This window comes from Microcoleus sp. Pol7_B2 (assembly GCF_036701035.1).
Taxonomy (GTDB): Bacteria; Cyanobacteriota; Cyanobacteriia; order Cyanobacteriales; family Microcoleaceae; genus Microcoleus.
On record NZ_JAUBQB010000027.1, the window covers coordinates 28838 to 54280 of the forward strand.

Annotated in this window: 22 protein-coding genes; 14 read left to right on the top strand and 8 right to left on the bottom strand. The window is 46.7% G+C overall.

Features of this window, described 5'->3' with window-relative positions; translation table 11 throughout:
• The first annotated feature begins 172 nt into the window (after nucleotides 1-172).
• The 3 genes from QUA57_RS12930 (at nucleotide 173) to QUA57_RS12940 (ending at nucleotide 4378) form a co-directional block, all read left to right on the top strand.
• Nucleotides 173-1627, top strand: coding sequence for a folate/biopterin family MFS transporter (locus QUA57_RS12930; RefSeq protein WP_333061292.1), 1455 nt, complete (start codon nucleotides 173-175; stop codon nucleotides 1625-1627).
• A 130-nt stretch (nucleotides 1628-1757) separates the two neighbouring features.
• On the top strand, nucleotides 1758-3254 hold the full coding sequence (locus QUA57_RS12935; protein WP_333061293.1) for a carotenoid oxygenase family protein: 1497 nt from the start codon (nucleotides 1758-1760) through the stop codon (nucleotides 3252-3254).
• 224 nt (nucleotides 3255-3478) lie between these two features.
• Nucleotides 3479-4378, top strand: a complete 900-nt coding sequence (locus tag QUA57_RS12940) for a DUF4436 family protein (protein WP_333061295.1) — start codon at nucleotides 3479-3481, stop codon at nucleotides 4376-4378.
• A gap of 239 nt (nucleotides 4379-4617) precedes the next feature.
• Here the strand turns inward: QUA57_RS12940 and QUA57_RS12945 are convergent, their stop codons facing one another.
• Nucleotides 4618-5472 (bottom strand): SGNH/GDSL hydrolase family protein, encoded by an 855-nt coding sequence (locus QUA57_RS12945; protein WP_333042338.1) that lies wholly within the window; start codon nucleotides 5470-5472, stop codon nucleotides 4618-4620.
• A 358-nt stretch (nucleotides 5473-5830) separates the two neighbouring features.
• Between QUA57_RS12945 and QUA57_RS12950 the strand changes: the two genes are divergently transcribed.
• The 8 genes from QUA57_RS12950 to QUA57_RS12985 all read left to right on the top strand — a co-directional run bounded on the left by QUA57_RS12950 (nucleotide 5831) and on the right by QUA57_RS12985 (nucleotide 14309).
• Complete coding sequence (locus QUA57_RS12950; protein ID WP_333061297.1) at nucleotides 5831-6073, top strand: DUF7219 family protein; 243 nt, start codon at nucleotides 5831-5833, stop codon at nucleotides 6071-6073.
• A gap of 106 nt (nucleotides 6074-6179) precedes the next feature.
• Nucleotides 6180-6713 carry an RDD family protein gene (locus QUA57_RS12955; RefSeq protein ID WP_333061298.1) on the top strand — a complete coding sequence of 178 codons (534 nt, stop codon included), beginning with the start codon at nucleotides 6180-6182 and terminating at the stop codon, nucleotides 6711-6713.
• Between the two features lie 38 nt (nucleotides 6714-6751).
• A complete protein-coding gene (rpmG, locus tag QUA57_RS12960) occupies nucleotides 6752-6940 on the top strand; it encodes a 50S ribosomal protein L33 (RefSeq protein ID WP_190658616.1) in 189 nt (62 codons plus the stop codon).
• Nucleotides 6941-7108: 168 nt separating this feature from the next.
• A complete protein-coding gene (gene rpsR, locus QUA57_RS12965; protein ID WP_006631377.1) occupies nucleotides 7109-7324 on the top strand; it encodes a 30S ribosomal protein S18 in 216 nt (71 codons plus the stop codon).
• Between the two features lie 312 nt (nucleotides 7325-7636).
• Entirely contained in the window at nucleotides 7637-9658 is a 2022-nt protein-coding gene (locus tag QUA57_RS12970) for a ribonuclease R family protein (RefSeq protein WP_333061300.1), read from the top strand.
• Nucleotides 9659-10076: 418 nt separating this feature from the next.
• The gene (locus QUA57_RS12975) at nucleotides 10077-11516 is read left to right on the top strand and encodes a 1-acyl-sn-glycerol-3-phosphate acyltransferase (RefSeq protein ID WP_333061302.1); all 1440 of its coding nucleotides are present in this window, start codon (nucleotides 10077-10079) and stop codon (nucleotides 11514-11516) included.
• A 157-nt stretch (nucleotides 11517-11673) separates the two neighbouring features.
• Complete coding sequence (locus QUA57_RS12980; protein ID WP_333061303.1) at nucleotides 11674-12561, top strand: histidine kinase dimerization/phospho-acceptor domain-containing protein; 888 nt, start codon at nucleotides 11674-11676, stop codon at nucleotides 12559-12561.
• Nucleotides 12562-12845: 284 nt separating this feature from the next.
• Nucleotides 12846-14309 carry an IctB family putative bicarbonate transporter gene (locus tag QUA57_RS12985; protein ID WP_333061304.1) on the top strand — a complete coding sequence of 488 codons (1464 nt, stop codon included), beginning with the start codon at nucleotides 12846-12848 and terminating at the stop codon, nucleotides 14307-14309.
• A gap of 282 nt (nucleotides 14310-14591) precedes the next feature.
• Here QUA57_RS12985 and QUA57_RS12990 read toward each other — a convergent pair whose 3' ends face one another.
• The 3 genes from QUA57_RS12990 to smpB form a co-directional block, all read right to left on the bottom strand.
• On the bottom strand, nucleotides 14592-14822 hold the full coding sequence (locus tag QUA57_RS12990; protein WP_333061305.1) for an Osc7112_2153 family protein: 231 nt from the start codon (nucleotides 14820-14822) through the stop codon (nucleotides 14592-14594).
• Nucleotides 14819-15544, bottom strand: coding sequence for a tetratricopeptide repeat protein (locus QUA57_RS12995; protein ID WP_333061307.1), 726 nt, complete (start codon nucleotides 15542-15544; stop codon nucleotides 14819-14821). Before QUA57_RS12995 ends, QUA57_RS12990 begins: the two co-directional genes overlap by 4 nt.
• 713 nt (nucleotides 15545-16257) lie before the next feature.
• Entirely contained in the window at nucleotides 16258-16725 is a 468-nt protein-coding gene (gene smpB / locus QUA57_RS13000; protein ID WP_006631384.1) for an SsrA-binding protein SmpB, read from the bottom strand.
• Nucleotides 16726-16852: 127 nt separating this feature from the next.
• Between smpB and xrtO the strand changes: the two genes are divergently transcribed.
• Entirely contained in the window at nucleotides 16853-18418 is a 1566-nt protein-coding gene (xrtO, locus tag QUA57_RS13005; RefSeq protein WP_333061310.1) for an exosortase O, read from the top strand.
• Nucleotides 18396-21296, top strand: coding sequence for a TIGR02921 family PEP-CTERM protein (locus tag QUA57_RS13010; RefSeq protein WP_333061311.1), 2901 nt, complete (start codon nucleotides 18396-18398; stop codon nucleotides 21294-21296). The genes xrtO and QUA57_RS13010 overlap by 23 nt, the downstream gene beginning before the upstream one ends.
• A gap of 208 nt (nucleotides 21297-21504) precedes the next feature.
• Here the strand turns inward: QUA57_RS13010 and QUA57_RS13015 are convergent, their stop codons facing one another.
• The 4 genes from QUA57_RS13015 to QUA57_RS13030 all read right to left on the bottom strand — a co-directional run bounded on the left by QUA57_RS13015 (nucleotide 21505) and on the right by QUA57_RS13030 (nucleotide 24153).
• Nucleotides 21505-21807 (bottom strand): Rieske (2Fe-2S) protein, encoded by a 303-nt coding sequence (locus QUA57_RS13015; RefSeq protein ID WP_333061312.1) that lies wholly within the window; start codon nucleotides 21805-21807, stop codon nucleotides 21505-21507.
• A gap of 144 nt (nucleotides 21808-21951) precedes the next feature.
• Nucleotides 21952-22620: an HAS-barrel domain-containing protein gene (locus QUA57_RS13020; protein ID WP_333061313.1), complete on the bottom strand. Its 669-nt coding sequence runs from the start codon at nucleotides 22618-22620 to the stop codon at nucleotides 21952-21954.
• A gap of 139 nt (nucleotides 22621-22759) precedes the next feature.
• Nucleotides 22760-22951 carry an NAD(P)H dehydrogenase subunit NdhS gene (locus QUA57_RS13025; RefSeq protein ID WP_006631389.1) on the bottom strand — a complete coding sequence of 64 codons (192 nt, stop codon included), beginning with the start codon at nucleotides 22949-22951 and terminating at the stop codon, nucleotides 22760-22762.
• Between the two features lie 131 nt (nucleotides 22952-23082).
• Nucleotides 23083-24153 carry an Mrp/NBP35 family ATP-binding protein gene (locus QUA57_RS13030; RefSeq protein WP_006631390.1) on the bottom strand — a complete coding sequence of 357 codons (1071 nt, stop codon included), beginning with the start codon at nucleotides 24151-24153 and terminating at the stop codon, nucleotides 23083-23085.
• A 190-nt stretch (nucleotides 24154-24343) separates the two neighbouring features.
• Between QUA57_RS13030 and hemF the strand changes: the two genes are divergently transcribed.
• Nucleotides 24344-25387, top strand: coding sequence for an oxygen-dependent coproporphyrinogen oxidase (hemF, locus tag QUA57_RS13035; protein WP_333061314.1), 1044 nt, complete (start codon nucleotides 24344-24346; stop codon nucleotides 25385-25387).
• The last annotated feature ends 56 nt before the right edge of the window (nucleotides 25388-25443 follow it).

Genomic DNA, 25443 nt, shown 5'->3' on the forward strand with positions numbered 1-25443 from the left:
CGCGGTTCGTTTTTCTGTTTTTATTATTACAAAACACGCTTAAATTCAAGATAAATACAATTTTATAGCACTTACCAGATCCCCGCCACTCTCGCCTCCCACCTCCGACAGTTCCCGGAAGTCATTAAGAATGTGTTATAAATATTGAGATTCATTAAGAAATATTGCTCAAATGCTCGTTTCCCCCTCCGGCGTCAGCAAACTCAAAGAATCTTTAAAAGAAAAAGTATTCTTTGGGAATGAGCCAACCCCCGAACTCATAGCCATCTTACTGATTTACTTTGTCCAAGGCATTCTCGGACTCGCCCGCTTAGCCGTCAGCTTCTTTCTCAAAGACGAACTAGGTATGAGTCCGGCAGAAGTCTCGGCAATGCTGGGCGTCGTAGCCCTGCCTTGGATTATCAAACCCGTGTTCGGCTTCATGTCCGACGGTTTGCCGATATTCGGCTACCGCAGACGCCCTTACATCGTTCTCTCCGGGCTGCTGGGAACCTTAGCATGGGTGAGCCTCGCAACAATTGTACACACACCGCTTGCAGCTACAGGCGCGATCGCCCTGAGTTCCCTCTCCCTCGCCGTCAGCGACGTAATCGCCGACTCCCTGGTAGTCGAAAGGGCTAGAAAAGAATCCGTTACCGACGCCGGTTCCCTGCAATCCTTGTCTTGGGGTGCTTCAGCCCTCGGCGGACTAATTACAGCCTACCTCAGCGGTTCCCTGCTGCAACACTTCAGCACCCACACAATATTTTTAATCACCGCATCTTTCCCGCTAATTGTATCAGCAACAGCTTGGTTAATTGCCGAAGAAAAAACCAACAAAAGAACCGACTTTGAAACAGTAAAAGACCAACTAAAACAACTAAGGCAAGCTGTTACCCAAAAAACAATTTGGCTGCCCACCGCCTTTCTCTTCCTCTGGCAAGCCACCCCAAGCTCAGACTCCGCCTTCTTCTTTTTCACCACCAACGAATTAGGCTTTCAACCAGAATTTCTCGGCCGAGTGCGCCTCGTTACCAGCATTGCCGCCCTCGCCGGCGTCTGGCTGTTTCAACGATTCCTCAAAACAGTTCCATTTCGAGTAATTTTTGGCTGGTCAACGGTCATTGCGACTGCTTTGGGGATGACTACTTTATTATTAGTAACTCATGCCAACCGAGCTTTAGGAATTGACGATCAATGGTTCAGCATCGGAGACAGCCTGATCCTGACAGTAATCGGACAAATTGCTTATATGCCAGTGCTGGTACTCTCCGCGCGCTTGTGTCCCCCAGGCGTCGAAGCAACTTTATTTGCACTGCTAATGTCAATCACAAATTTAGCAGGACTTTTGTCCCACGAGGGCGGTGCACTTTTAACCCACTTGCTAGGAATTACCGATCGCAATTTCGATAACCTCTGGCTGCTAATTGTCATCACAAACCTGTCCACACTTCTGCCGCTACCGTTCTTAAATTGGCTGCCCGCCGACAGTACAGAAAGCCGCGATCAAAACAATCAAAAGTCTCTTCCCGTATTAGAACCAGAAATGGGCAGTTCCAAACCTGGTGGACAGCATTTCATGCCCGAATACTTTCCCGACTTAGTACCAACAGTAAGGTCACAAAGCCGCACCGCAGACAGCAAATAAAGGAAGGCACACACGGATTTTGACACGGATACATGGATGAATTTAACTGTGTTTCCCAATTCTTCGACTTTCCTTCTGTCTGCGCCCTCTGTTTTCTCTGCCGTTAAATCAATAAAAGCTTATTATACCCATGCAAAAATTACAGATTTCACAACCTCAAACAGCAGCCACAAAATCATCCTACGATCGCACAGACTGGCAGCGCGGCTACGAATCTCAACCCAACGAATCCGACTACTGGATTGACGACATAGAAGGCGAAATCCCCGCCGACTTGCAAGGCACATTCTTTCGCAACGGGCCCGGATTATTGGATGTCAACGGCCAGCGCATCCACCATCCGTTTGACGGCGACGGGATGGTTTGTGGGATCGCAATATCCGAAGGCCGCGCCCATTTCCGCAACCGATTCGTCCGCACAGAAGGCTATCTCGCCGAACAAGAAGCCGGAAAAATTCTCCACCGAGGCGTTTTCGGCACACAGAAACCGGGCGGCTGGCTAGCCAACATCTTTGATGTCAAAATCAAAAACATTGCCAACACCAACATTATTTATTGGGGCGACAAACTGCTAGCGCTTTGGGAAGCCGCAGCACCCTACAGACTCGACCCGCGCACCTTAGAAACACTCGGGTTAGACACCCTAGACGGCATTTTACAACCCGGTGAAGCCTTCGCCGCCCACCCGAGAATTGAAAAAGGGAAAAATGGCAAAGGAGACAGATTGGTAAACTTTTCTGTCAAGCCCGGTTTGTCGAGTACCATCACGATTTACGAACTCGACGAAAGCGGCAAACTTTTGCAGCGTCACGCCCATGCAATACCGGGTTTTGCCTTCCTGCACGACATGGTAATTACCCCGAATTACTGTATATTCTTCCAAAATCCCGTCTCATTTAATCCTCTACCATTCGTGTTAGGATTGCGGAGTGCTTCCCAGTGCATTCAATTTTCGCCAAACAAGCCAACGCAAGCAATTTTAATTCCCCGCAACGGCACTGACGAGGTAAAGATATTAGAAACTGAACCTTGTTTTGTCTTCCACCACTGCAACGCTTGGGAAGAAGGAGACGAAGTTTTTGTTGACTCAGTTTGTTACGAATCATTTCCCACTGTAGAGGCGGACGGCGATTTCCGGGAGGTTGATTTTGAGAGCGTTCCAGCGGGGGAATTGTGGCGGTTTAAGTTAAATTTGCAAGACAAAACGGTACAGCATCAAGTTGTTGAAACTAGGTGCTGCGAGTTTCCCACTTTGCATCCGAATAATGTCGGACAACCTTACCGATATCTTTACATCGGTGCTGCTGATGCTCCCACTGGGAATGCTCCTTTGCAAGCTATTCTCAAAATGGATTTCGTGACTGGTGAAAGGCAAATTTGGAGTGCGGCACCGCGTGGTTTTGCGGGGGAACCGGTGTTTGTTCTCCGTCCCGATGCTGTTGCTGAGGATGACGGCTGGCTACTGCTTTTAATGTATGATGCAGCTCATCATCGATCGACCTTAGTGATTTTAGATGCTCGTGACATCACCAAAGGGCCCCTAGCGCGCTTGCATTTAAAACAGCACATTCCCTACGGTTTGCACGGCAGTTTTACATCAAAGGTACTGCTTCCTATCGGTTCGTAGTTGCCCTACTATGGGCCGGCAGGATGCCCACCCCACAAGAAAGAAAATTGAACTTTTCAGGAATAGGCTTTCGGGCCTGTTCCTGAAAATGGTGCAAGATGTCAGTTTTTATCGATTTTAGCGATGAGACAGAAGTTTAAAGCCCTGACGGGCTGGCGCAGGGGCGGACTGGGAGACTGCGGTAAATCTTAACAACAAATCAAAAGATAAAATATCCATAATAAATGCAAAGTGTCAACAAATTTAATCTCAAAAAAATACTTATTTTAATTGGCAGTCTGACCGTAATTTGGGCAATTATCTTATCTATTTACTCTCACAATGCTAACGCCCAAGAGCCTTACAATTCACCTCCAGAAAGCGCTGTAGCGTCCAAAGGCTTGGTTGAAGTCAAAATGACGGTAATTGCAGTAGATCCCATTAAGAACGAATTAGAAGCCCGCTTGCAGTTTGAACTCAAAGGTATCTATAAAAAAGGGCCAACTTACCCAGCTCAAGACTTGTTAATGACAGTTAACGGCGCAAATGTACAGGATTCGGAAATTACCTTTAAAGAAGGCAAACCGATGATTGTGCCTGCATTAAAATTTAATTTGGTAAAGGGAAAGATTAACAATTATCCGTTTGACAAGCACATTGCTAAAGTAGCTATTTCGATCGATCCGCTGGCTTCGATTGGTAAAAAGTTTGCTCCATTTCAACTAAACCCGGTACCTCTAAAATTTAATTTTAATGCGGATGTTCCCGGTTTTGACATCAGTTATATGCCGATGGAAGAAAATTCCTCTATCTTTATTTATATTGATGTTTATGCAACTCGCTCAATCCCGGTGAAATTTTTTGCCTTAGTGATTATTGTTATTATGTGGGTACTGTCAATTATGGCGCTTTTGCTAGCATTAAAAGTGATGAAATCTGGCAAGTTGCCGGAAGTGGGAATGCTGAGTTGGACTGCTGTGATGTTGTTTGCTTTTCCCGCTATTCGCAATGCTCAACCGGGGGTGCCCCCGGTGGGAACTGCAAGCGATTTTCTTTCGTTTTTTTGGACAGAAATTATTGTTGTGGTGGCGTTGGTGATTATCGGTAGCTGTTGGTTGAATCGGTATCATCCGCCGATTGAATGATATGAGATTTGAAACTTCAGATTTGAAAAATTGGCGTTTGTGATTCACGGTATGAATAAACTTTTCGCTTGCTCTTACAAAACTCACCCTCAAGCGTGCCCATAGCAATTGCGAAATCTTGAATTCATATCTGTATTCAGCAACGCCGAAAAATTCACCCCAGAGATAAATCAAGGGGCTTCTAGCCTGCATACTTTAAATTAACAGTCAACAGTCAACAGCTAACTAAATTCCAAGATTCAATTTTTGACTTCTAAATTCTCAATATCCTTTGCAGGTACGCCCAAACCGCGCAAGATAGTAAAAGCAATAATTCGATATCCCGACGGATTGGGATGAACTCCATCTGCGGCTAACAAATTCAGAGTCTTGCCGGCGTGTTTTTGATACGTGCCGATAACTTCCCGACAAGGCCCATTTAAATCGATAAACAAGCACTGATTCTGCAACGCAATTTCTCGCATCGCGGCAATATACTCTTGCAACCTGCGATTTTCTGGGCCGTCGAGAATTTCGCCGATAGGAGTAGGAGAAAGCAGTACAACTCGAATTCCTGCGGCTTTCGCCGCCAACACCATTTGAGTTATTTTCTCCCGATATTCTGCCAGTGGCACTCCCTTGGGCAATTTGCCTTGCGGATAAAACTGACGGTTTTGGAAGTCGAAGAAAGCGTGCCAAACGTCGTTGACTCCGACATTAATCATCACTAAATCTGGCTTTTGGTCGATCGCATCTTTCTGGAAGCGGGCTTGCATATCCGTCGCCCTGTTACCGGAGATTCCGGCGTTGACGATTTCGATTTTGCGATCGGGATAAAGGGCATTCAGATAGCGTTGCAGCAGCCAAACGTAACCTCCAGGGTATTTCCCAGCCTCGGTGATGCTGTCGCCCACTGTCACAATTTTGCGCTTGCCGGCGAGCACGTTTTGGATTTCTGGTGGCGGCGTTGCTTCGGATAGGGATTCTTTAAACACGGGAATTAAGGAGTGAGGAATATTGAAGGCGATAACAGCAGCTATTACGGCGAGGGCAAGTCTAATTAAAACTTGCCTCAGCCGGGATTTGGGACTGGGCGATAGCCCATTGGGAGACATTACGCAGATTCCTAATAAAAATCTAACTATTGATGTATGCAATAATATTATCCATTTTGGTTTTTTTTGTCACTTATTTCAATAACTCAGTCCTGGACTAACAAAAACCTGGTTTCGACGCCAAATCGGAAGTTATAAGCCTTAAGGCAGAAAGCTGGTTGTTGACCCCGCCTGCGTAAGTTGTACACGTGAAATTACAGAGAGTTTTGTCGCCCAGATCTGTGGGTGTAATTGCCATCACAAAAAAAATCGCAAAATGTCACATGATTTTTGCTACTTAGAGCACATCTTTAAAAGGGAAGCGCGGTTTATAATATTGATATGTTCAGGGAACAAGTTTTCATGCGAGGTTAAAGCAATGGTAGCAAATTCAAATTTTTTATATCCTCAAAATCGCTATTACGGTGAAGTAAAGCCAGAGAATTTGGTATTTAATGCGAATTTACAAGAGTTTTCTCAGCGAGTGGGTTACATCAGTTCCTTGACATCTAACGGTAAAATCTCTGTGGAACAGGCATTTACTCAAATACAAAAACTTTGGGAAGAGGTGGAAAACTCGAAAAAGCAGTTGGGAATTGGCGAAAATCCCTTTTCAGCTTGAATAATTAGCGGTTGGCTTTGACGTTGAGTTACGCGCCATTGATGCCGATCGATTAATCGAGAGCTTAAAATCAAAAAGTAGCTAGTGGCGATCGACCTTTTTGCCTATGAGTTCCGATTTAGTACCTCTCCTTCCCAAAGTATCCGTCGGCCGCCGCGCCGCGGCCCTCTGCATCGACGGAATCGCAGTTTGGCTGCCCAGTTTGCTTCTGGGCAATAATGCGATCGTCCAAACCATATTTTTTGTCCTGCTGTGGCTGATCATGCGCGTAGCCATCGTCAGGAAAAACCAAGGTCAAAGTCTGGGGCGCTGGGCCTTGGACATGAAAATTGCCGATACCAGATTCCACCGGACTCCCGGAGTGCAAGAACTCTGCAAGCGCGAGGCCTTACTGGGCTTTTGCGCCGCCTTAGCCTTCGCAGGTATAGCTGGGATCACATCTACCAACGCTGCCGTCTTGCTGCTGATCCTGCCCCTGGCGATCGACTGTAGCGTTGCCCTCACCTCCGCCGAAAGGTTTCCCCAAGCTTTCCACGATCGCATCGGCGGGACGATCGTCGTCGGAGCCCGCCGTGGCTACTCCCTCGACATCAAAGTTAGAAGATTGCTTGACCAAGTGCAGAGCAATGTGAGAAGATAATAAATTGTGTTTAAATTAGTCGAAATTTATTTAGAATTATGGCTAAAGGCGTCCGCATCATAATTACTCTAGAGTGTACTGAGTGCCGTACAAACGTAAGCAAACGCTCCAAAGGCGTGTCTCGGTACACCACCACCAAGAACCGTCGCAACACGACGGCGCGGCTAGAACTCAAAAAGTTCTGCCCCCACTGCAACCAGCACACTGCCCACAAAGAGATCAAGTAGTGATTAGTCATTAGTCCTTAGTCATCAGTCATCAGTTGTTGGCAATTGATATTGACCCGCGAAAAGCAGATAACTAACCAATGCTTTGCTGACGGCTAGCAAGTAACGGCTAATAACTAAAAACTCACAATCAACAGTCAACAAACAACAGTCAACAAACAACAAACCATGACTTACTTTCGCCGGCGCGTTTCGCCCATCAAACCAGGAGACCCGATCGACTACAAAGATGTCGATTTGCTCAAAAAATACGTCACAGAACGCGGTAAAATTTTGCCCCGCCGGATTACCGGTTTGACGGCAAAACAGCAGCGAGACCTGACCAGAAGCATCAAAAGAGCAAGAATTGTAGCTTTGATGCCCTTCGTAAACCAAGAAGGTTAACAGGATTTGGGATTTTGGGTTTTAGATTTTGGACTGGGAATAAGACTTGCGCGAAAAGAACGTCTTTCTGTCATTAATAGTGCAGCAAGAAGGCAGCGAAAAAATCGCGAAATAGGGTTAAGAGTCGCCGCAGCGCAAGTCTTAATCACAAGTCAGAAGTTAAAAAAAAGCAAGAAGAAAAAACAACTTTTTAGATTTTAACTTTCACAATTGACCAGAAAAATTGCCAATATCCAAAATCTAAAATCGCAAGCTCGAAACTCGATAAGTGGCTACTGTAAAAATCCAAAATCTCAAATATAAAGCTGGCAAGTGGAGAAGGGAACGTTAGTAGAATTTAGAGTGCACGGCGACCGCCGTCTGGCAGTTGCCGATCGCCCCGACGGCAAGAAAAACTGGGTCGTGGTAGACGAAAACGGTCAACCGCACAGCATACCGCCCAAACAAATCACCTACGAAGTAGTCGGAGAAACTTACAAACCCTCCGATATTCCCAAATTTCTCAAAGAAGTAGAAGCCTACTCAGATCCGTCGAGTTTGGAAGTAGCTTGGGAACTTTTAGTCGGCGACGGAGAAACGACAGATCCCGAAGCCCTGGCAATGCTGCTATTTTCGGAACGCAGTCCGGCCCAGTGTTACGCGGCTTACTGTTTGCTATCAACAGACAAACTGTATTTCAAACAAAAGGGCGATCGCTACGAACCGCGACCGGCAGCCCAAGTAGCCGAAATCAAACACCAGCAAGAAGTAGAACAGCAGCGACACCAAGAATCCCAAGGATTTTGGGATCGAGTCAAACAGCGGCTGGCAGGGGAAAATGTAGATTGGGAACACAGCGATCGAACTCGCCTCGACGCCCTAGAACGCTTTGCTCTCCTCGGAGAAGAAGCAACGCACCGCACCCCAGCCTTAGAAACTTTAGCCAGCTTGCAACGATCCGAAAACCCCGAAGCAGCATTTGGCCTCCTCGTCGATCTCGGCCTGTGGAGTACCCACGAAAACCTGTTTTTGCGGCGCAGCCAAATTCCCCTACAATTCTCCGCAAAGGTATTAGAAGTGGCCCAACGCTGCCTAGAAAATCCCCCAACCGACTCCGACACAAATCGTCTCGATTTAACTCACCTCAAGGTTTACACGATCGACGACGAAAGCACCACCGAAATCGACGACGGCCTCAGCTTAGAATTCCTCGAAAACGGCCAGCAGCGCCTGTGGATACACATCGCCGATCCCACCCGCCTGCTTTCCCCCGGAGACGAACTCGACCTCGAAGCCAGAAAGCGCACCACTACGGTTTACCTGCCCACGGGAATGATCCCCATGTTTCCCCCTGCTTTGGCAACCGGGCCGATGAGTTTAATTCAAGGCAAAGAGTGCAGCGCGCTCAGCTTCAGCGTCACCTTAGACGAAATCGGCGCGGCTCAAGATTACAGCATCCACATCAGCACCATAAAACCCACCTACCGCTTGACATACGATGATGTAGACGAAATGCTGGAGTTGGGAATCGAAGCAGAACCAGAAATAGCAGCGATCGCGTCTGCAGCAAAACTGCGCCAAAAATGGCGGGAAGCCCAAGGCGCAATCAGCATTTTCATGCCCGAATCAGTCATCAAAGTCAACGGCGACGACATCAAGATCCACGTCATCGATGACTCCACAGCCCGGATGCTAGTAGCCGAAATGATGATTTTAGCCGGCGAACTAGCCGCCCGCTACGGTCAAGCTCACAGCCTACCAATACCCTACCGCTATCAGCCACAGCCCGAACTCCCTCCAGATGAAGAACTGCTGGCCGTGCCTGCAGGCCCCGCCCGCGCTTGCGCCGTGCGCCGCTGTATGCCCCGCAGCGAAATGGGCCTCACCCCCGGACGCCACGCAGGCTTGGGTTTGGAATTATACACTCAAGTTACTTCCCCGATCCGCCGCTATACCGACTTGCTGACTCACTTCCAAATCAAAGCCCACCTGCGGGGCGAACCCCTGCCTTTTTCCGCTGAAGAAATACAGGACATTGTGATGTGTCTCGGCACCGCAGTTAAAGAAGCCTCTACCGTCGAACGCCAAACTAACCGCTATTGGGGATTGGAATATTTGCGGCGCAACCCCGATGAAGTTTGGGAAGCCTTAATGCTGCGCTGGCTGAGGGAAGACAGCAATCTGGGATTGATTTTATTGGAAGAGTTGGGTTTAGAATTGGCAATGCGATTTGGTCGATCGGTCGAAATAGGCGATCGGCTAGAAGTCAAAGTCACCCACTGCGATCCGCGATCGGATGTCATTAACTTCCAAGAAATGATATTTGAAGCCGCACAAGAGGATTTTAGATTTTAGATTTTGGATGGCAAAAATTTGTGTTGAAGGCGGAAACTGAGGATAAATCTTGTTTTTAATCGAGTTTCTCACCCCCTCGCATCCCCCTTGTCCAGGACAGGGGGGTAAAAAATATGATGGTTTCATATCTAGTCCTGTAAAATAATCCTAATTCTTGTCAGGGCTAGTTCACCCCCGATCTGTAATATAAGCCAGGCATCCCGTAAACCCGCCCCGACCAAAATATTGGGGTCGATCGACTCGACATCATATCCGATCCCAGACGGGTAATACTTTTGACGTTAAATTGACACGCTTTGCTATCTCCTCTCTTCCTCCGTGTCCTCTGTGTCCTCTGCGGTTAATAAAAAAAACTTCAGCATTCTAAAAATTGGAAGTTTTTACCCCCACCTAGTAATTTAAAATTTAAAATCCCCAAATGCCCAATTCAATTAGCCAAGTTCAGCCGCCGCTGGAATTCATACCCCCAGCCTACAACCCTCTAGTGATGCAAGGTTGTAAGCAAATATTCCCCTGGTGGCTGCGATTTCGGACGAGTATCAGCCAGGTTCAAGCCGAAAACGTCGAAACCCTCGCCGAACTATTCCACCAATTTCAAAATCAGAAAGTTCGCTTCTTGCTAGCCTTCCGCCACCCCAACTCAGACGATCCCTACTGTTTGGGACAACTAATTTGGAAACTCGTTCCCCAGGCAGCGCGCGCCAAAGGCATTCCCCTGCAATTCCCGGTACATTCCCACTTTATCTACGATCGCGGCATTCCCCTCTGGGCCGGTGCGGGCGTCGGCTGGTTGTATTCCCAACTCGGTGGCACTCCGATTGTTCGCGGGAAGATCGATCGCGTCGGATTGCGATCTGCCCGCAATTTATTTGCCAACAGCCAATTCCCGATCGCCGCCGCCCCAGAAGGCGCCACCAACGGTCACAATGAAATAGTTAGTCCCCTCGAACCGGGAATTGCTCAAATGGGCTTCTGGTGCGTTGAAGATTTGCTGAAAGCCGAACGCACTGAAAAAGTTTTAATTGTGCCGATCGGCATTCAATACCGCTATGTCAATCCACCTTGGCAACCCTTAGAAAAACTTTTAACTCAATTAGAAATTGATTGCGGACTGCCATCCTTAGAACGCACCGAGATTTCTAATTTAGAGACTGCCAATCCCGATTCCGAAAACCACAATCACAAATTCCAATATCTGCGCCTGATTCGACTGGGCAGCCATTTACTAGCAGTAATGGAAGAGTTTTACAGCCGTTTTTATCATAAAAACTTAACCCAAAAAATATCTATTTTACCATCATCAGTTTCCGAAAAGACGACAAATAATTTTGACAATGAAGTAATGATAGCTCGACTGAAAGCCCTGTTAGACGTGGGTTTGCAAGTAGCAGAAGAATATTTTAACTTAAAGCCCAAAGGCAGTTTAATAGACCGCTGCCGCCGTGTGGAACAAGCAGGCTGGGAGTATATTTATCGAGAAGATATTAAAGATATTGCAGCACTTTCTCCCTTAGAAAGAGGATTAGCCGATCGCCTCGCTGAAGAAGCAAGTCTTCGGATGTGGCACATGAGACTTGTAGAAAGTTTCGTGTCCGTCACGGGCAGGTACGTCGCAGAACAACTGACAGCAGAACGTTTGGCAGAAACAACTTTACTGCTGTGGGACGTACTGGCTCGCATCAAAGGGGGAAATCCTTTCGGCAGACCGAAGTTGGGCAAACAGCAGGTACAAATGACCGTGGGCGAACCCATATCAGTGAGCGATCGTTGGGATCGATATCAAACCAGCCGCAGGTTAGCAGTTGCCGAACTCACTCAAGACTTGCAATCAGCTTTAGAAGCAATGATTAAATCTTAATTAGTCAGAGAAGGAAGAGCTTCTAGGGAAGAAGGAATATATATTTTTCTTCACTACGTTTTTTTGTGGTGAATTATAAACAGATTGTTATAAACTTTTGGAATAGGTCTAATGAACCGCCAACCCTCGCTCGACAATGAACCAATAAAATTTAGCGATGACTAACAAACCTATCGATTTGTCTACTAACTCAATTAAAGTAAAACTGCTGAATAATTTAGCGCAGGAATTGCTCACACCGCTCACTTCTGTCCTCGGCATGGCAAGCGTGTTGAAACAAGAAATTTATGGCCCCTTAACGAGCAAGCAAAAAGAATATATTGACGTGATCCAAGACAGCAGCCGCTCTTTGCGATCGCTAGTTGAAGAAATTTTGGAACTGGCAGAACTAGATGATTCCGCTTTCACCTTGAAGCGAACCGCAGTCGATATAGAAACTTTGTGCCAGCAGGTGGTGACAATCCTGTCGTCGGCAGCAAGTAGACGAGAGCAAGAAATTAATTTGTCGATGGGGCCCGGGTCGCGCATCTGGTTGGTAGATAAAGATAAGGTTCAGCAAATGCTGCACCACTTAATTTTTAGCATTATTCAATCTGCTGGGGCAGGCAGCGTGATTCGAGTCCACGTTTCTCGGAAAGAAGACGGTATCAACATCGGAGTTTGGGTTTTTCATCCTTGGTTAGGGGAAAGTTTGCCCCATGCTAAACTCTACACCGACTACTTGTTGAAGGTCGGATCAGGTAGCGGTTCGCCATCGCACTCCGAAACCGACTCCGAGGGAGTCGAAGCGCAACTCCCGACACAGGGTTCGCAGCGCTTAACGCTGGCTTTTTCTGAGTTGGCGGCTTTGGTGGCCCAGAATGCAGAGGATACCGCACCGGTGTTAGCTGGTTACGGGGCGCGGGAACGCTTGGGGCTGCTGCTTTGCTGCCAATTGGTGGAAATTCAAGGCGGCCAACTCTCGATTCAAGGCGCCCCGGAATCTGGATATCGCTACGTGCTCTGGCTGCCCTGCACAAATGCTACGGAATTGTTGGAAGGCTAAAGAAGGAAGAAGGAAGTTCGGCAACGGATTTTCTAACGGATGTAACGGATGGAAAGAAGAAGGAAGAAGAAACAAGTCATTTGTTAATTAATACTGAGATGTTGCACCATTCTCAATAAGGCTTTTATGCGCGGACTCGCGTGCCCCACCCACAAGAAATTTATTCTTTGTGGAGCCGACCAGAAAAGCCTTAAGGGAGAATGGTGCAAGATTGGAGTTACTATCAATTGTCGATGCTTTTAGACTCAATTCCCAATTCCCAATTACCAATAATCAATCTAAAAATGAATTCAGTTTGGCAACAGTTAACTCTGGCAAATTTGCCGCTCTCTCAGTGGCAAAGTAGAAGTTATTTATTCAATTTGGCGATCGGCTCTTTACGCAGTTGGCGGCAGAGTAGCTGGCTGATGCAGTGGGCAGAACCCTTGGGTTTTGTTTTGCTGGGCTTGACTTTCGGTTTGGCGCCGTTTGTAAACAATGCCTTGGTGGGGGTGTTGATGGCGGCTAGCGCTGCATTTTGGGTGCTGCTGACTGTTTCGGACGATCGCGAGATCCCCTTCACGCCGATTCATTTGCTGGTTCTGCTGTACTGGGGCATAGCCACTGTCGCAACGGCGATGTCGCCGGTGAAAGTCGCCGCTGCTACTGGTTGGAGCAAGCTAACGCTGTATTTGCTGTTTTTTGCGCTGATGGCTCGGATATTGCGATCGCCCCGTTGGCGATCGTGGTTAATTGCCGTATTTTTGAACGTCTCTTTAATTGTCAGTTTCTACGGCGTGCGGCAGTGGATTGATAAAGTGCCACCATTAGCTACTTGGAACGATCCGACTTCTACTCAAGCCAATGTCACGCGAGTTTACAGTTTTCTGGGAAATCCTAACTTGCTTGGTTCCTATTTACTGCCAGCCATTGCATTGAGCGCTGCCGCGCTTTTTGTGTGGAAAGGATGGGGAACAAAAATTTTAGCGCTGACGATGCTGGTGGTGAATTGCGCGTGTTTGCGCTACACCGATAGCCGGGGTGCTTGGATCGGTTTTGTGGCTCTACTGGTGGTATTTTTAGTGCTGCTGTGGTACTGGTACACCCCTTTGATGCCTCGGTTCTGGCGAACTTGGGCGCTGCCGTTAGGGTTAGGAGGTTTGGCTGGAGCCTTAATTTTGGGAGTGGCTTTAGTGGAGCCACTGCGCGATCGAGTTTCGAGTATGTTTATCGGTCGAGGTGACAGCAGCAACAATTTTCGGATTAACGTTTGGACGGCGGTGATTGACATGATTCGCGATCGACCAATTCTTGGAATTGGACCCGGAAACACTGCTTTTAATAAAGTTTATCCGCTTTATATGAGGCCGAAATTCACTGCTTTGAGCGCTTATTCCGTGCTGTTGGAAATTGCGGTGGAAACTGGTTTTATCGGTTTAATGTGTTTCCTGTGGCTGATGACTGTCACCGTCAATCAAGGTTTGTTGCAGATCAAAAATATGCGGGATTCACAATTTAAAATCTCTAGTTTAGAGGAAGAATCCCAAAATCCCAAATCTCAAATCCAAAATCTCAAATCGAATCAGGGGTTTTGGTTGATAGGGGCGATCGCAACTTTAGCCGGCATGATGGCCCACGGTTTTGTCGATACAGTTTGGTATCGGCCGGAAGTTAATATGCTTTGGTGGTTGATGGTGGCGATTATTGCTAGTTTTTACAGCAACTCACACCAGCAGCCGCAAGATTTAGCTTTGAGGGAGGGCGAGTAGATAGAATTGCTGGCGGGGATTTTCTCCCCGCACAGTGCGGATTCCAGCAATAGCCGATACAGCAATGATTAGGAGTTATATCAGTTCAAAAAAAGAATGCAGCTTTATGCAAGCTGCAAACCATTATAGCCATAAGTTATTTCCAATTCTTCAATTATTAATCTCAAATCTCAAATGCTATAAGGTGCGGACGGGGCACCCTGCATACTACTACTACATACTACATACCTGTTGCTGTAAAGTGGTGATGGTACACTCTACAAAATTTATTGAAAATAACTCTTATTCTTCGCTCTCCGAAGGCATGATTAATCTGGGACACGGATATTTTCCACCATCTCTATCTCTGCACCGCCGCCTCCTCGCTTGATTGGAGTCGAACGGCGTTTCGACTGATTCATTAACTGTAATTTTAACAGTCGAAGGAGTTGGCAGTGCTGTTGAGGCTTGACTTAGCTCCACTACCGTTATAATTGCCAGTATGGTTGATGAAAACAAAACTGTGCGTTTCATTTATTTGTTTTTTCCTCGTTTAATCGTTGACGTGCCATCCCTATCCATATATCCTCATCGAATTCTTGAGAATCCGCATACTTTAGACAAATTTTCCACTGCGGTAGCGCTGCCTTAGTATTTTTCAGTTTTTCTAGGACTTGCGCTTTTAAGCAGTAAGTTGCTGGTCCTTCACTATCAAGTTTAATCGCTTCATCCAGATGTTGCAATGCCTCTGAATATCGACCCTGTTCCAGGCGAGCCCATCCCAAGTTTTTGAGTAAAGAATATTTTACTTGATCGTCCTCAGCTAATTTCAAACCTTGCCACAGGAAGTGAACGGCAGCCGGATAGTTTTTTTGATCAACTATATATAACCGAGCCAGATTGCTGTAAGCAGCAGGTAGACCGAGTTTTGCAGCTTGCAGATATTTTCCTCGGGCGCATTGTAAATCTTGCACCTCTTCGCAAAGCCATCCTAAATTGTAAAGAGCTGTTCGGCTTTTTGGATCTACCCAGAGCGCTAACTCATATGCTTGTTGAGTATCAGCGAATCGATTAGCTTTGTAGTTTTCAAAAGCCATATTATTAAAAAAAGATGCCAGTTCCGGCAACCCAATTTGCCAGCCGCCCAAGCCTACTGCTAGCATCAGCAATAAGGCTCCCCACTTGGAGTTTTGAGGCTTTTTTGCTGGCTCTTTCATAGCATTGAAGATGTTAGCTAATGGTGTCATTTTTAGCATTTTTTAACTTGAGAGTTAGGCGATATTTTGTTTGCCAGTTTTAATTGCCACCCTAATGGCATCATAATCTTACGAAATGACTCATGATTGAACCCATTTCTCATAAGAGTTTGTTAGTCCACAGCCGAATCCTTGGGGAATGCTCCCACTACCCAGATGTATTCGAGCATAGGTTAATCATTCATGAGGCTCCACAAGCCATCCGGATATTTTCAGGAAAAAGGAAGCGGGAAGCAGGAAGAAGGTAAAACTCTTCCCCTTGTCTAAGTAATAATACTTAGTCAGCGGTCAGTTGATCGACAGTATGCGACTCTATGAGGAGATACAGCGTATTCCAGGTTTATGAAGTGTAGGGACTTACCCTGGGCCGTTTCCGTACGGGGATAGAACGAGCTGGGGTTTAGTTCATCAACATAGAATCTGTTGTAAGATGGACTCCAGTCAAATAACTCTAATTAAGTTTGTAGTGACGATGGAAGTCCTCAAAATCCTCAAGGGAGGATTTTGAAACATATTATGATGAGTAATGAACCGAAATCGATTTAAAATAGCCAATCATTAATCAGCAATCACCAATCATGAATCAGTAATGACTCCTGACTAATAAACATCTCCATAAATTAACTTTCAACCTTCGAGTAGCAAAGGTTTGAGTTTATTTGTTGGAGATATTTAATGACTAATGACTAATGAGTGATGACTAATGACTCTGACTAAAATTGCTTCATTGCTCTTTCCATATCCCGCTTATCTTCACGTTTCTTCAAATCTTCGCGCTTGTCGTACAGTTTTTTCCCTTTACCCAAACCTATATCAAGTTTTACCCAGCCGCCTTTCAAATACATTTTTAACGGCACTAAAGTCAAGCCTTTTTCTTCCACTTTGCCGATTAATTTGCGAATTTCCTGCTTGTGCATCAGCAATTTACGGGTGCGGCGGGGTTCGTGATTAAAATAGTTGCTAGCACTTCTCCAAGGCGAAATGTGAACGTTTATCAGCCACAGTTCCCCGTTCCGAACTAAGCCATATCCGTCCCGCAAATTTGCTTTTCCTTCCCGAATAGATTTGACTTCGGTTCCCTTCAACTCGATTCCCACTTGGTATGTCTCTATAATTTCATAGAGATGGCGCGCTTGTCGGTTATCGCTAACAATTTTGTATCCTGGGCTTTTTTCGCTCATTTTTACCTCCGCTAAGATTAATTATTATAACGCTAGCTTCTCTGTAGAGAAAATCGAAGCTTGACAAAACTTAAATAATCGGTCTAGACATTACCAATTTGGCTGAGCTAAGATGTCACCAACGTGAATGTCAAGCGGTATCATGCAGCGCACCAATATTACTGATTCTGCAATTGCAGATTCTGTTACTCCTCATCCTGCGGTTAATTGGGTTTGGCTGGCTCCTTTTTTACTGGCGCTTGCTTGGTTTTGGGCCAATATCTCGGCAGTTAAGTGGCTGTTATCCTCGTTTGTTGAGGTACCCACACTGTACAAGATAGTAATTGGTTTTTTGATTGTAGCATTAGTAGTGCGATCGATTCGCAACTCCGCTCGCCCGCCGGGATTTTCGCCAAATTTCGTTTTGAGGCGATATCCGCTGCTGTTGATGTTGGGTGCGGGTATTTGCTCGATCGCCCTTCAGTACATAATTGATATAAAACAAGTTACTGTCCTGCTATTTATCCTCGGAACTTACGGGCTGTGCGGCTTATTCGTCGAGCAGAACTTTTGGCAAAAAAACTTGCCAGTTGCGGGCTTGCTGGCTTGTATTTTACCATTCAACAGTCAGTTTAATAGCGGCTTAGGTTTGCCGGCGCGAGTGCTGACTGCTCAGGTAGTAGAACAGTTGCTCTCAATGCTGCACGTTGGCGCTATTTCTTCTTACGATATTATCGTTTTGGAAAACGGCATCGCTCACGTTGACGTGCCTTGTAGCGGCATTAAAACTCTCTTAGTGGGAACGCTATTTTTGCTTGCTGCTACCTGGCTAGAAGGTCGCAAATTGAGTTTAAAATGGCTTGCAGTATGCGCTGCTAACTTCTTAATGTTGGTGTCTGCTAACGCTTTGCGGGTTGCCGTGCTAGTGCTGGTTGCCCAAGTTTTCCAACAGCCAACTTATGCAGCAATGCTGCACGTACCGCTAGGAATTGTGGGTTTAATCGGCGCTTGCTTCTTAAGTTGGTTGATGCTGCAAAAAGTTCCGAAATTTCACGAAACAAAAGAAAGTGATTTTAACTCGCAACGAGATTTAGAAATACTCAAAAATCAGCCTTTGGCAAAACCGGGACTAATTGTGGCGGTGGCTGTTTTGGGTGCAATTTCTCAATTGTATCATGTAGAAAGTGAAAAATTAGCGATCGCCCCCCTGAAATTTCTAGACCCGATTGTATCCGAATCAATCCCGCTGAATCCCAGCGAAGAAAAATTTTTTGGGAATTACCCCGGCACCCAAACACAAAAAATCAGATTTGTCGCGGGCAACTTGCGCGGTTCCATGCTCACAGTAGCGAGCACATCCTGGCAAACTTATCACGCCCCCGAGTTGTGTTTTGTAGCGAGCGGGATTCCAGTCAATCGCATAGAAAAAAAACAACTAACTCCTTCAATAACAGCGCGCTGGCTGTCTCTCAAAAACAACCAATTATCAGCAGCATACTGGCTGCAATCTGCACAGATAACTACAGATAACTTCATGTCCCGTATCGGCAGCGACCTCACTCACAAAAACCACAACTGGGTGCTAGTTTCCATTTTATTTGACAGTTCGCTACAAGCCGAAAACTATGAAGTAAAAAAGTTTGCTAGTAATGTATACGATACCGTTAAAAAAAGCTTACAAGGAGAAATAAATGAAAATTCAACAGGTATTTGATGGAGTTTTTAAAACAATTTTTTGGCTGTGGAATTTAACTTTTTTATCGATTGTTTACTTGGGAATCTTGCCGATTATCGGAGTGCCATTAATTATGGCGACAATCGATGGCAGCATCCCCTTAGAGTTTTCTTTGACGATGGCAGCTACGATTGCAGTACCCACTGTATGTACTGTAATAGGAGCTAGGCGTTTTAGCAAGCAACCCCTACAGCTAATGCGTTGGTTTTACGGTGTAGAAGCACCGCTATTTTTGCTGTGTTTGCTCCGCTTGTTCCTGCTGCGAGAACTAACTCCAGCTAGTTCTCAAATCATCGCTACTATTGCTTTGTGCATTGCAGCATTTTCAGTGGAAATGCTGTACGGCTATCTGGGTAGAAAAGAAAATGTTCAAAATATTTTTGATTCCCAGAATTCCCATAATAAACAGCCTCATTTTTTCAGCTTAATTGGAGAAAAGCGAAGTGCGTGGCTGCAATTAGGATGTCACAGTTTAATGGTAGTAGTTGGCATTTGGGCGGCAACATTGCTGATTTATTACGCTTTGCCTGTGGCATTGTATACACTTTATGGATTCTTATTTCTCCTCATTCAATTTTTCAATTTTACATGGGTTTCACCATTTCTGGAGATGTTTAAATACGGGGCGTGGGTCTGGGCTTTAATTTGGATACCGCTATCCTTTATATTGTTTAGTTTAACCTGTAGCTTGTTCGTTATCATGCCTTCGCTGTACGGCTTTCTCTACATTCATTCCGGGCGGAAAATATGGCATAGTTTTGCTGCAGAATACGGGAAAAATAAAGCGCTAATCGGAAGTTTGGGAGTCATAACAGCTTGGCTGGCTATTTTCTCCGCTTTGCAGCAGCAGCCACAAGTGGCCGCACTAAAAATGCTGGCGACTCCCCCCGCAAACGACACGGTTCGCCAAACTTTATTAGCCAAGTCTGATATGATTCGATCCGGCTTAGTCAATGCTTATTTGTCCCCTTACCGCTACCTCAGCACTGTGGGAGAAAACAACCACATTTATGAGATATACAAAAATAGTTTGAATTTGCCTGACGGAGCGGCTCAAACTGTGCAGAACAGCTATAATTTTTTAATGTCGCCGTTTTTGTATCAAGGCTCTAGTGCTGATGTGGAGAAAGCAGAAAAACTCTACGGAGAATTCTTCGATACGGAACTGCAAAAAGGCGACACCGAAGCAGTAAAACACGCCGTACAGTCAACCTCAAACCAGGAAGAAGCTAAAGCTGGTTTGCTGAATGTCACTGAGGAAAAAGTGTGGTTGCAGTCGCAAGAAGTGACAGTCAAAGAAAACGGCGACTGGGCTGACGTTCAACTCTACGAAGTTTACAAAAATCAAACGCCGAACTTGCAAGAAGTATTCTACTACTTTTCGCTGCCGGAAAGCGCCGCAGTTACAGGAGTTTGGCTGGGAGACACTGGCGATTTAAACAAACGTTTTGTATTTACGGTATCGCCTAGAGGTGCCGCCCAGCAAGTCTACAATCAACAGGTAGCAGAAAGAGTAGATCCGGCTTTGTTAGAACAAATTGGCCCCAAACAATACCGCTTGCGGGCTTTTCCAATTCCGGTAAAACGAGAATTCACCCAAACAGACGGGCCAACGGAAATGCACCTGTGGCTTACTTACAAAGTCATGCGCCAGCCGCAGGGTTGGGCTATGCCTGTTTTGGCTGAAAAACGCAACATTTTTTGGAACCAAAATACTCGCCGCACGATCGCCGGGAAAGAGGTAAAATACAGCGGGAAAGAAGCAAGAGAAACTTGGCTGCCACCCTTTTTGCCCGCAGTCGCACAGCAACCGCTAACAGCGCAGCAGGCGGTTCTACCGGGAGGAAATATCATTTCTGCTAAGCCACTGGCTGATGCAAATTACTCCCTACCGCAAGGCAAAAAATTTGCAGTTATTCTCGATACTTCCCGCAGCATGGCGGCGGAAAGTAAGGAAGTAAAAGAGAATTTTGAATGGTTGAAAGCTAATACAGCCAGCAAAAATGCTGTTGATTTGTATATCGCCAGCGCTGCGGGAATGCCACCTAAGTTTGTGGAAGATGTACGCAATTTCGATGCGGAAAAGGTGACATTTTATGGTACGCTCCAGCTCAAAGATATGCTCCAACAGTTTACACAGTTGCGGGGCGATAAAAGTTACGATAGTGTATTTTTGGTGAGCGATCGCCATAGTTACGAATTGTCGGACGATCGCAAACCTAAACTTTCCATCTCTGCACCCCTATGGACAGTGCATTTGGGAGGTTTGCCCCCCGGCTACGACGACGCAACTTTAAAGGTGATTCAAGATAGCGGCGGTGGAGTTGCTACGGATATGAAAGAGGCGATGCAGCGAGTAGCAACCACAGCAGCTTCCGGCCCATCTACAGTTAGCGTTGTTGACGGCTATGCTTGGAGTTATGCCAAAACCCCGCAGTCGAAAAAAACCGCCAAATCGGCGGCAGTCGCAGAGCCGAAAAATGCCGGAAATGAAGGCTTTAAACCGATTGCTGCGCGGCAGTTGATAACTGCACTTAGCAAGCAGAAAAGTTCAAATCAACTGACGCAACTGGATGCGATGCACGCCGTAGCTAAAAATTTCAAAGTGGTGACGCCTTATTCTTCGATGATTGTGTTAGTTAATGACGCGCAAAGGGAGCAACTAAAAGCAGCGGAAGCTAAGAGTGATCGATTTGACAGAGAGGTAGAATCGGGTAAGGAACAGTTGAGTAAGCCGAATAATCCTCTGAATGTTTCGGGGGTTCCTGAGCCCGAAGAATGGCTGCTGTTGGCGGTAGGTGCGATCGGGCTTTTGGTGGTTTTCCTCCGCCAGCGACGGGCGAAAATGGTAGGTTAAAAGTTAATCAGGGTTGGCTGCTACTCCCTCAATGGTTCGGCGGTTGAAACCGCTACTACAAAAACAAAGTCTGCCTCCGCAGACTAACAGAGTGAGGGGGTATTGAAGCCGGACTTGATATCACATATTAATCTACAGTCCTCTTGAGACGACTTTAGCTATGAGACAGGGGTTTAAACCCCTGTCGGACTTAACAAATAACGAATAACTAATCTATTTCTACAAAAACGCGATCGCCCTCAATCTTTACCGGATAAGATTCCAGGGAATCGCTGGGTGCATTCAAACATTTACCAGTATCTAATTTGTACTGATACTTATGAAACGGACAGGTAATGATGCCGCTGCTTACCTTACCCATGTCGATCGGATATTCTAAATGAGTGCAAGCATTACGGTAACAAGTGACATTCATGCCTTGACGATTCAAAATCACTGAGGTTTCGTCAACTTTTACCTTCAACACACCCCATTCGGGAACTTGACTTACTGCTGTTATCTCTACCCACATAAAATATTTTTTCTCCGAAAAAACCTGACCTGGACTTACGCAGAACCTAATTATTTAGGGTGCCGATTGCGCAGCTTACTGCTATCCGTAGCGTGTCAAACCACTTTTTGCCTTAAGTCCTGATTATCTTACTCCAGCTTCCCCCTAGGGATGAATCTGACTCAAAATCACCCGCAACCGATCGTAATCATCCTTCAGCAAAACACTCAAGCTTCTCCCCGCTTCCACCAACCAAGATCGATCGCGCATCCGCAACTGATAAATCTCCCGAATCGCCGCCGCCGTCAGCGCCTCCACCGGCGCATTAGCCACCCCCAGCAGCGTCCTCAAAAAATCCAACTGCACGGTAAAATCAATCACCTCATCCGGTTCGCAGCGGTAAACCGCCTGGTGAATTTGCGGCGGGCGCGGCGGCAAATACTGATAAATTTTACCCCTCGATGGGCCGTGACCGTTCAACCTTTCCGGCGCAGCCTCATACCCAACAATCGCCACTCGAAACTCGGTTTTGAGCATAGCAAAAATCTGCGGTTGTTCTTCCCGCAACTCTTCCAGCGACAAACCCAAAGCGCGAGCTCTGTGCACCGAGTCGATCGGGCTAGTCGTAGCGTAATAAACCACACCGTAAATTTGATTTTTTGACTCTTCATCCTCGGCCTTCACCCAACTCCCAAAAGGCGGCATCACGGGAAAACTTAAGTCTTCCGGTTCCAAACATTGAGCCAAAAACTCCGACGTTGCCGTCTCGATTACCTCAGCAATGCGATCGGGATGGCGCTCTTTTGTAGCAAATTGGGGTAAAGGTAAACGCATAGTTTTAGTGATTAGTCATTAGTTATCAGTCATTAGTCATTAGTCATTAGTCAAGGGTTTTCATTTAGTAGCCTGGTCTTGGGTACTTTACCAATTACAAATTACACATTACCCCTTACCAGTGACTAATGACTGCTGACTATTTCACGCGACCAGCCGTAGCATCGACAAGTTCCAACTGCGACAGCCGGAACGTGATCAGCTTGTCCCAATTGCCGCCTTCAAACAGTACCGCGACCTTTCCATCACTAACTCGCTGAACTTGTCCTTGAAAGGCGTAGTAAATCTCACCCTTATCTTTAACTCGAACTGCCGAACCTGGAAAAATCATAATTCTGTGAATGTTAAGTTGGCTCTTTATAGCTTACCTTTTCTCGTTTCTAGTTCCCAAGCAGAGCCTGAGAACTAGGCAAATCTTGGTTTACAGGAAGACGGGAGGCAAAGCCCAGAAACGAGAGTTTGTTAGGCTAAGGCTGCTACGGAAACTTTACCGGCAATGCGGCCCGCGATCGCCCGCAACTCCCTAGCTGAAGCAGAACCCGGTTGCCCGACCACTATCGGCACCCCCGAATCGCCACCTTCCCGCAACGGAATTTCCAGCGGAATGCGGCCTAACAGCGGCACTCCCAACTCAGCAGCAGTCTTTTCCCCGCCACCGGAACCGAAAATATCGTATTGCTTATCGGGCATATCCGGCGGCACAAAATAGCTCATGTTTTCCACAATTCCCAGCACGGAAACTCCCAACTGCTGGAACATCTTTAACCCCTTGCGAGAGTCCAACAATGCCACAGTCTGCGGGGTCGTCACGATCACCACACCAGCCATCGGCACCGCTTGCGCCATTGTCAACTGCGCGTCTCCAGTACCCGGAGGCATATCGACAATCAAATAGTCTAAATCCCCCCAATTCACCTGATAGAGGAACTGCCGGATGATCCCGTTCAACATCGGGCCGCGCCAAATCACGGGTTGGTCTTTGTCAATTAAAAACGCCATCGACACTAATTTGACCCCGTAGTTGAAGGCAGGTTCGAGGCTTTCCCCGCTTTTCCCGTCCCTAACCATCACTTTCGCGTCCCCCAAACCCAACATTGTCGGGTCGTTGGGCCCATAGATATCCGCATCCAGCAAACCCACCTTGGCGCCGGTTTGCGCCAGCGCTACTGCCACGTTTACCGCCACTGTGCTTTTGCCGACGCCGCCTTTGCCGCTGGAAATTGCGATAATATTTTTCACTCCTTCAATGCCTTGGCGATCGACCACTCCCTTTTGCTGGGGAGTCTCGGCTGTCACCTCCACCGCCACTTTTTCGACTCCTGGCAACTGTTTGACCGCTTTTTGGCAATCTTCGACAATAAATTCTCGCAGCGGGCAAGCAGGCGTTGTCAGCACTAAAGTAAAACTGACGACACCGCCGTCAATTTTTATGTTACGAATCATGTTCAATTCCACCAAACTCTTTTGCAGTTCGGGGTCTTGCACGGGTCGCAGGATTTCTAAGACTGAACTAACATCGAGTGTATTGGGCATTGTGTTCTCCACCATAGCTCTGCAATTGGGTTAGCGAATTTTTGATCGCAGGTTTAAGTATATTTTTATTGCTATTTTTTAATGTAACTTCATAGCGATCATTTGCAGACCTGCGGTGGCATAATTACATGACGACTGGATTTGGGATTCATCGCCCATCTAAGACTCAAATCTGACAACAGAAAATTTTATGACAGTTTCTACAACACTTAAAACAGCCACTTCCCCCTTTTTGCCGCCCGCTGACTCTAGAGCTAGAGTCAGCCAATTTATGAAAAGCCTACAAGACGAAATTTGTCAATCCCTCGAACAGCTCGATGGTCTTGGCAAATTTAAGGAGGACTCTTGGGAAAGGTCCGAAGGTGGCGGCGGACGTTCTCGCGTCATGCGCGAAGGCGACGTGTTTGAACAAGGGGGAGTCAATTTTTCCCAAGTGTGGGGCGAAAGTTTGCCGGCTTTGATTCTGGCAAAGCACCCAGAAGCTGCTGGTCACGATTTCTATGCAACGGGCACTTCGATGGTGCTGCACCCCCGCAATCCCTACTTGCCTACGGTTCACCTGAATTACCGCTATTTTGAGGCCGGCCCGATTTGGTGGTTTGGCGGCGGTGTGGATTTGACTCCTTATTACCCGTTGGCTGAGGATGCAGCTCATTTTCACAAAACTTTGAAAGCAGTTTGCGATCGCCACCATCCCGGATATTATCCGACATTTAAACTTTGGTGCGACGAATATTTCTACCTCCCGCACCGCCAAGAAACCCGCGGCGTGGGCGGCCTGTTTTTTGACTACCAAAGCGCTCAAGGCGCGCTTTACCGCGACCATCATGTCAAAGGCAAAGCCGCTGAGTGCAGCAACAACATCGGCGTGCCTGAACCTAGAACTTGGGAGTCGCTGTTCGCCTTCGTACAGGATTGCGGCCGGGCCTTTTTGCCGGCTTACACCCCTATTATTGAAAAGCACCGATCGAAAGAATACGGCGAGCGCGAGCGTAATTTCCAACTTTACCGCCGCGGCCGTTACGTTGAATTTAACTTGGTGTACGATCGAGGCACGACCTTTGGCTTGCAGACCAACGGACGCACCGAATCGATTTTAATGTCCCTGCCACCTTTGGTACGCTGGGAATACTCTTACGAGCCAGAACCCAACTCTCCCGAAGCCGAACTCTACTCGAAGTTCTTAAAACCGCAAGATTGGGCGAATTGGATGCCTCAGCAGTCACCGACCTGAGTTAAACTACTGGGACAGTAACCACCGCGATAGATAATAAATTTGAGGGAAGGGTC

Bases quoted from the DNA above. Each gene is read 5' to 3' on its own strand.
- QUA57_RS12930 (WP_333061292.1), top strand. From the start codon at position 173: ATGCTCGTTTCCCCCTCCGGCGTCAGCAAACTCAAAGAATCTTTAAAA.
- QUA57_RS12935 (WP_333061293.1), top strand. From the start codon at position 1,758: ATGCAAAAATTACAGATTTCACAACCTCAAACAGCAGCCACAAAATCA.
- QUA57_RS12940 (WP_333061295.1), top strand. From the start codon at position 3,479: ATGCAAAGTGTCAACAAATTTAATCTCAAAAAAATACTTATTTTAATT.
- QUA57_RS12945 (WP_333042338.1), bottom strand. From the start codon at position 5,472: ATGTCTCCCAATGGGCTATCGCCCAGTCCCAAATCCCGGCTGAGGCAA.
- QUA57_RS12950 (WP_333061297.1), top strand. From the start codon at position 5,831: ATGGTAGCAAATTCAAATTTTTTATATCCTCAAAATCGCTATTACGGT.
- QUA57_RS12955 (WP_333061298.1), top strand. From the start codon at position 6,180: ATGAGTTCCGATTTAGTACCTCTCCTTCCCAAAGTATCCGTCGGCCGC.
- rpmG (WP_190658616.1), top strand. From the start codon at position 6,752: ATGGCTAAAGGCGTCCGCATCATAATTACTCTAGAGTGTACTGAGTGC.
- rpsR (WP_006631377.1), top strand. From the start codon at position 7,109: ATGACTTACTTTCGCCGGCGCGTTTCGCCCATCAAACCAGGAGACCCG.
- QUA57_RS12975 (WP_333061302.1), top strand. From the start codon at position 10,077: ATGCCCAATTCAATTAGCCAAGTTCAGCCGCCGCTGGAATTCATACCC.
- QUA57_RS12980 (WP_333061303.1), top strand. From the start codon at position 11,674: ATGACTAACAAACCTATCGATTTGTCTACTAACTCAATTAAAGTAAAA.
- QUA57_RS12985 (WP_333061304.1), top strand. From the start codon at position 12,846: ATGAATTCAGTTTGGCAACAGTTAACTCTGGCAAATTTGCCGCTCTCT.
- QUA57_RS12990 (WP_333061305.1), bottom strand. From the start codon at position 14,822: ATGAAACGCACAGTTTTGTTTTCATCAACCATACTGGCAATTATAACG.
- QUA57_RS12995 (WP_333061307.1), bottom strand. From the start codon at position 15,544: ATGCTAAAAATGACACCATTAGCTAACATCTTCAATGCTATGAAAGAG.
- smpB (WP_006631384.1), bottom strand. From the start codon at position 16,725: ATGAGCGAAAAAAGCCCAGGATACAAAATTGTTAGCGATAACCGACAA.
- xrtO (WP_333061310.1), top strand. From the start codon at position 16,853: ATGTCAAGCGGTATCATGCAGCGCACCAATATTACTGATTCTGCAATT.
- QUA57_RS13010 (WP_333061311.1), top strand. From the start codon at position 18,396: ATGAAAATTCAACAGGTATTTGATGGAGTTTTTAAAACAATTTTTTGG.
- QUA57_RS13015 (WP_333061312.1), bottom strand. From the start codon at position 21,807: ATGTGGGTAGAGATAACAGCAGTAAGTCAAGTTCCCGAATGGGGTGTG.
- QUA57_RS13020 (WP_333061313.1), bottom strand. From the start codon at position 22,620: ATGCGTTTACCTTTACCCCAATTTGCTACAAAAGAGCGCCATCCCGAT.
- QUA57_RS13025 (WP_006631389.1), bottom strand. From the start codon at position 22,951: ATGATTTTTCCAGGTTCGGCAGTTCGAGTTAAAGATAAGGGTGAGATT.
- QUA57_RS13030 (WP_006631390.1), bottom strand. From the start codon at position 24,153: ATGCCCAATACACTCGATGTTAGTTCAGTCTTAGAAATCCTGCGACCC.
- hemF (WP_333061314.1), top strand. From the start codon at position 24,344: ATGACAGTTTCTACAACACTTAAAACAGCCACTTCCCCCTTTTTGCCG.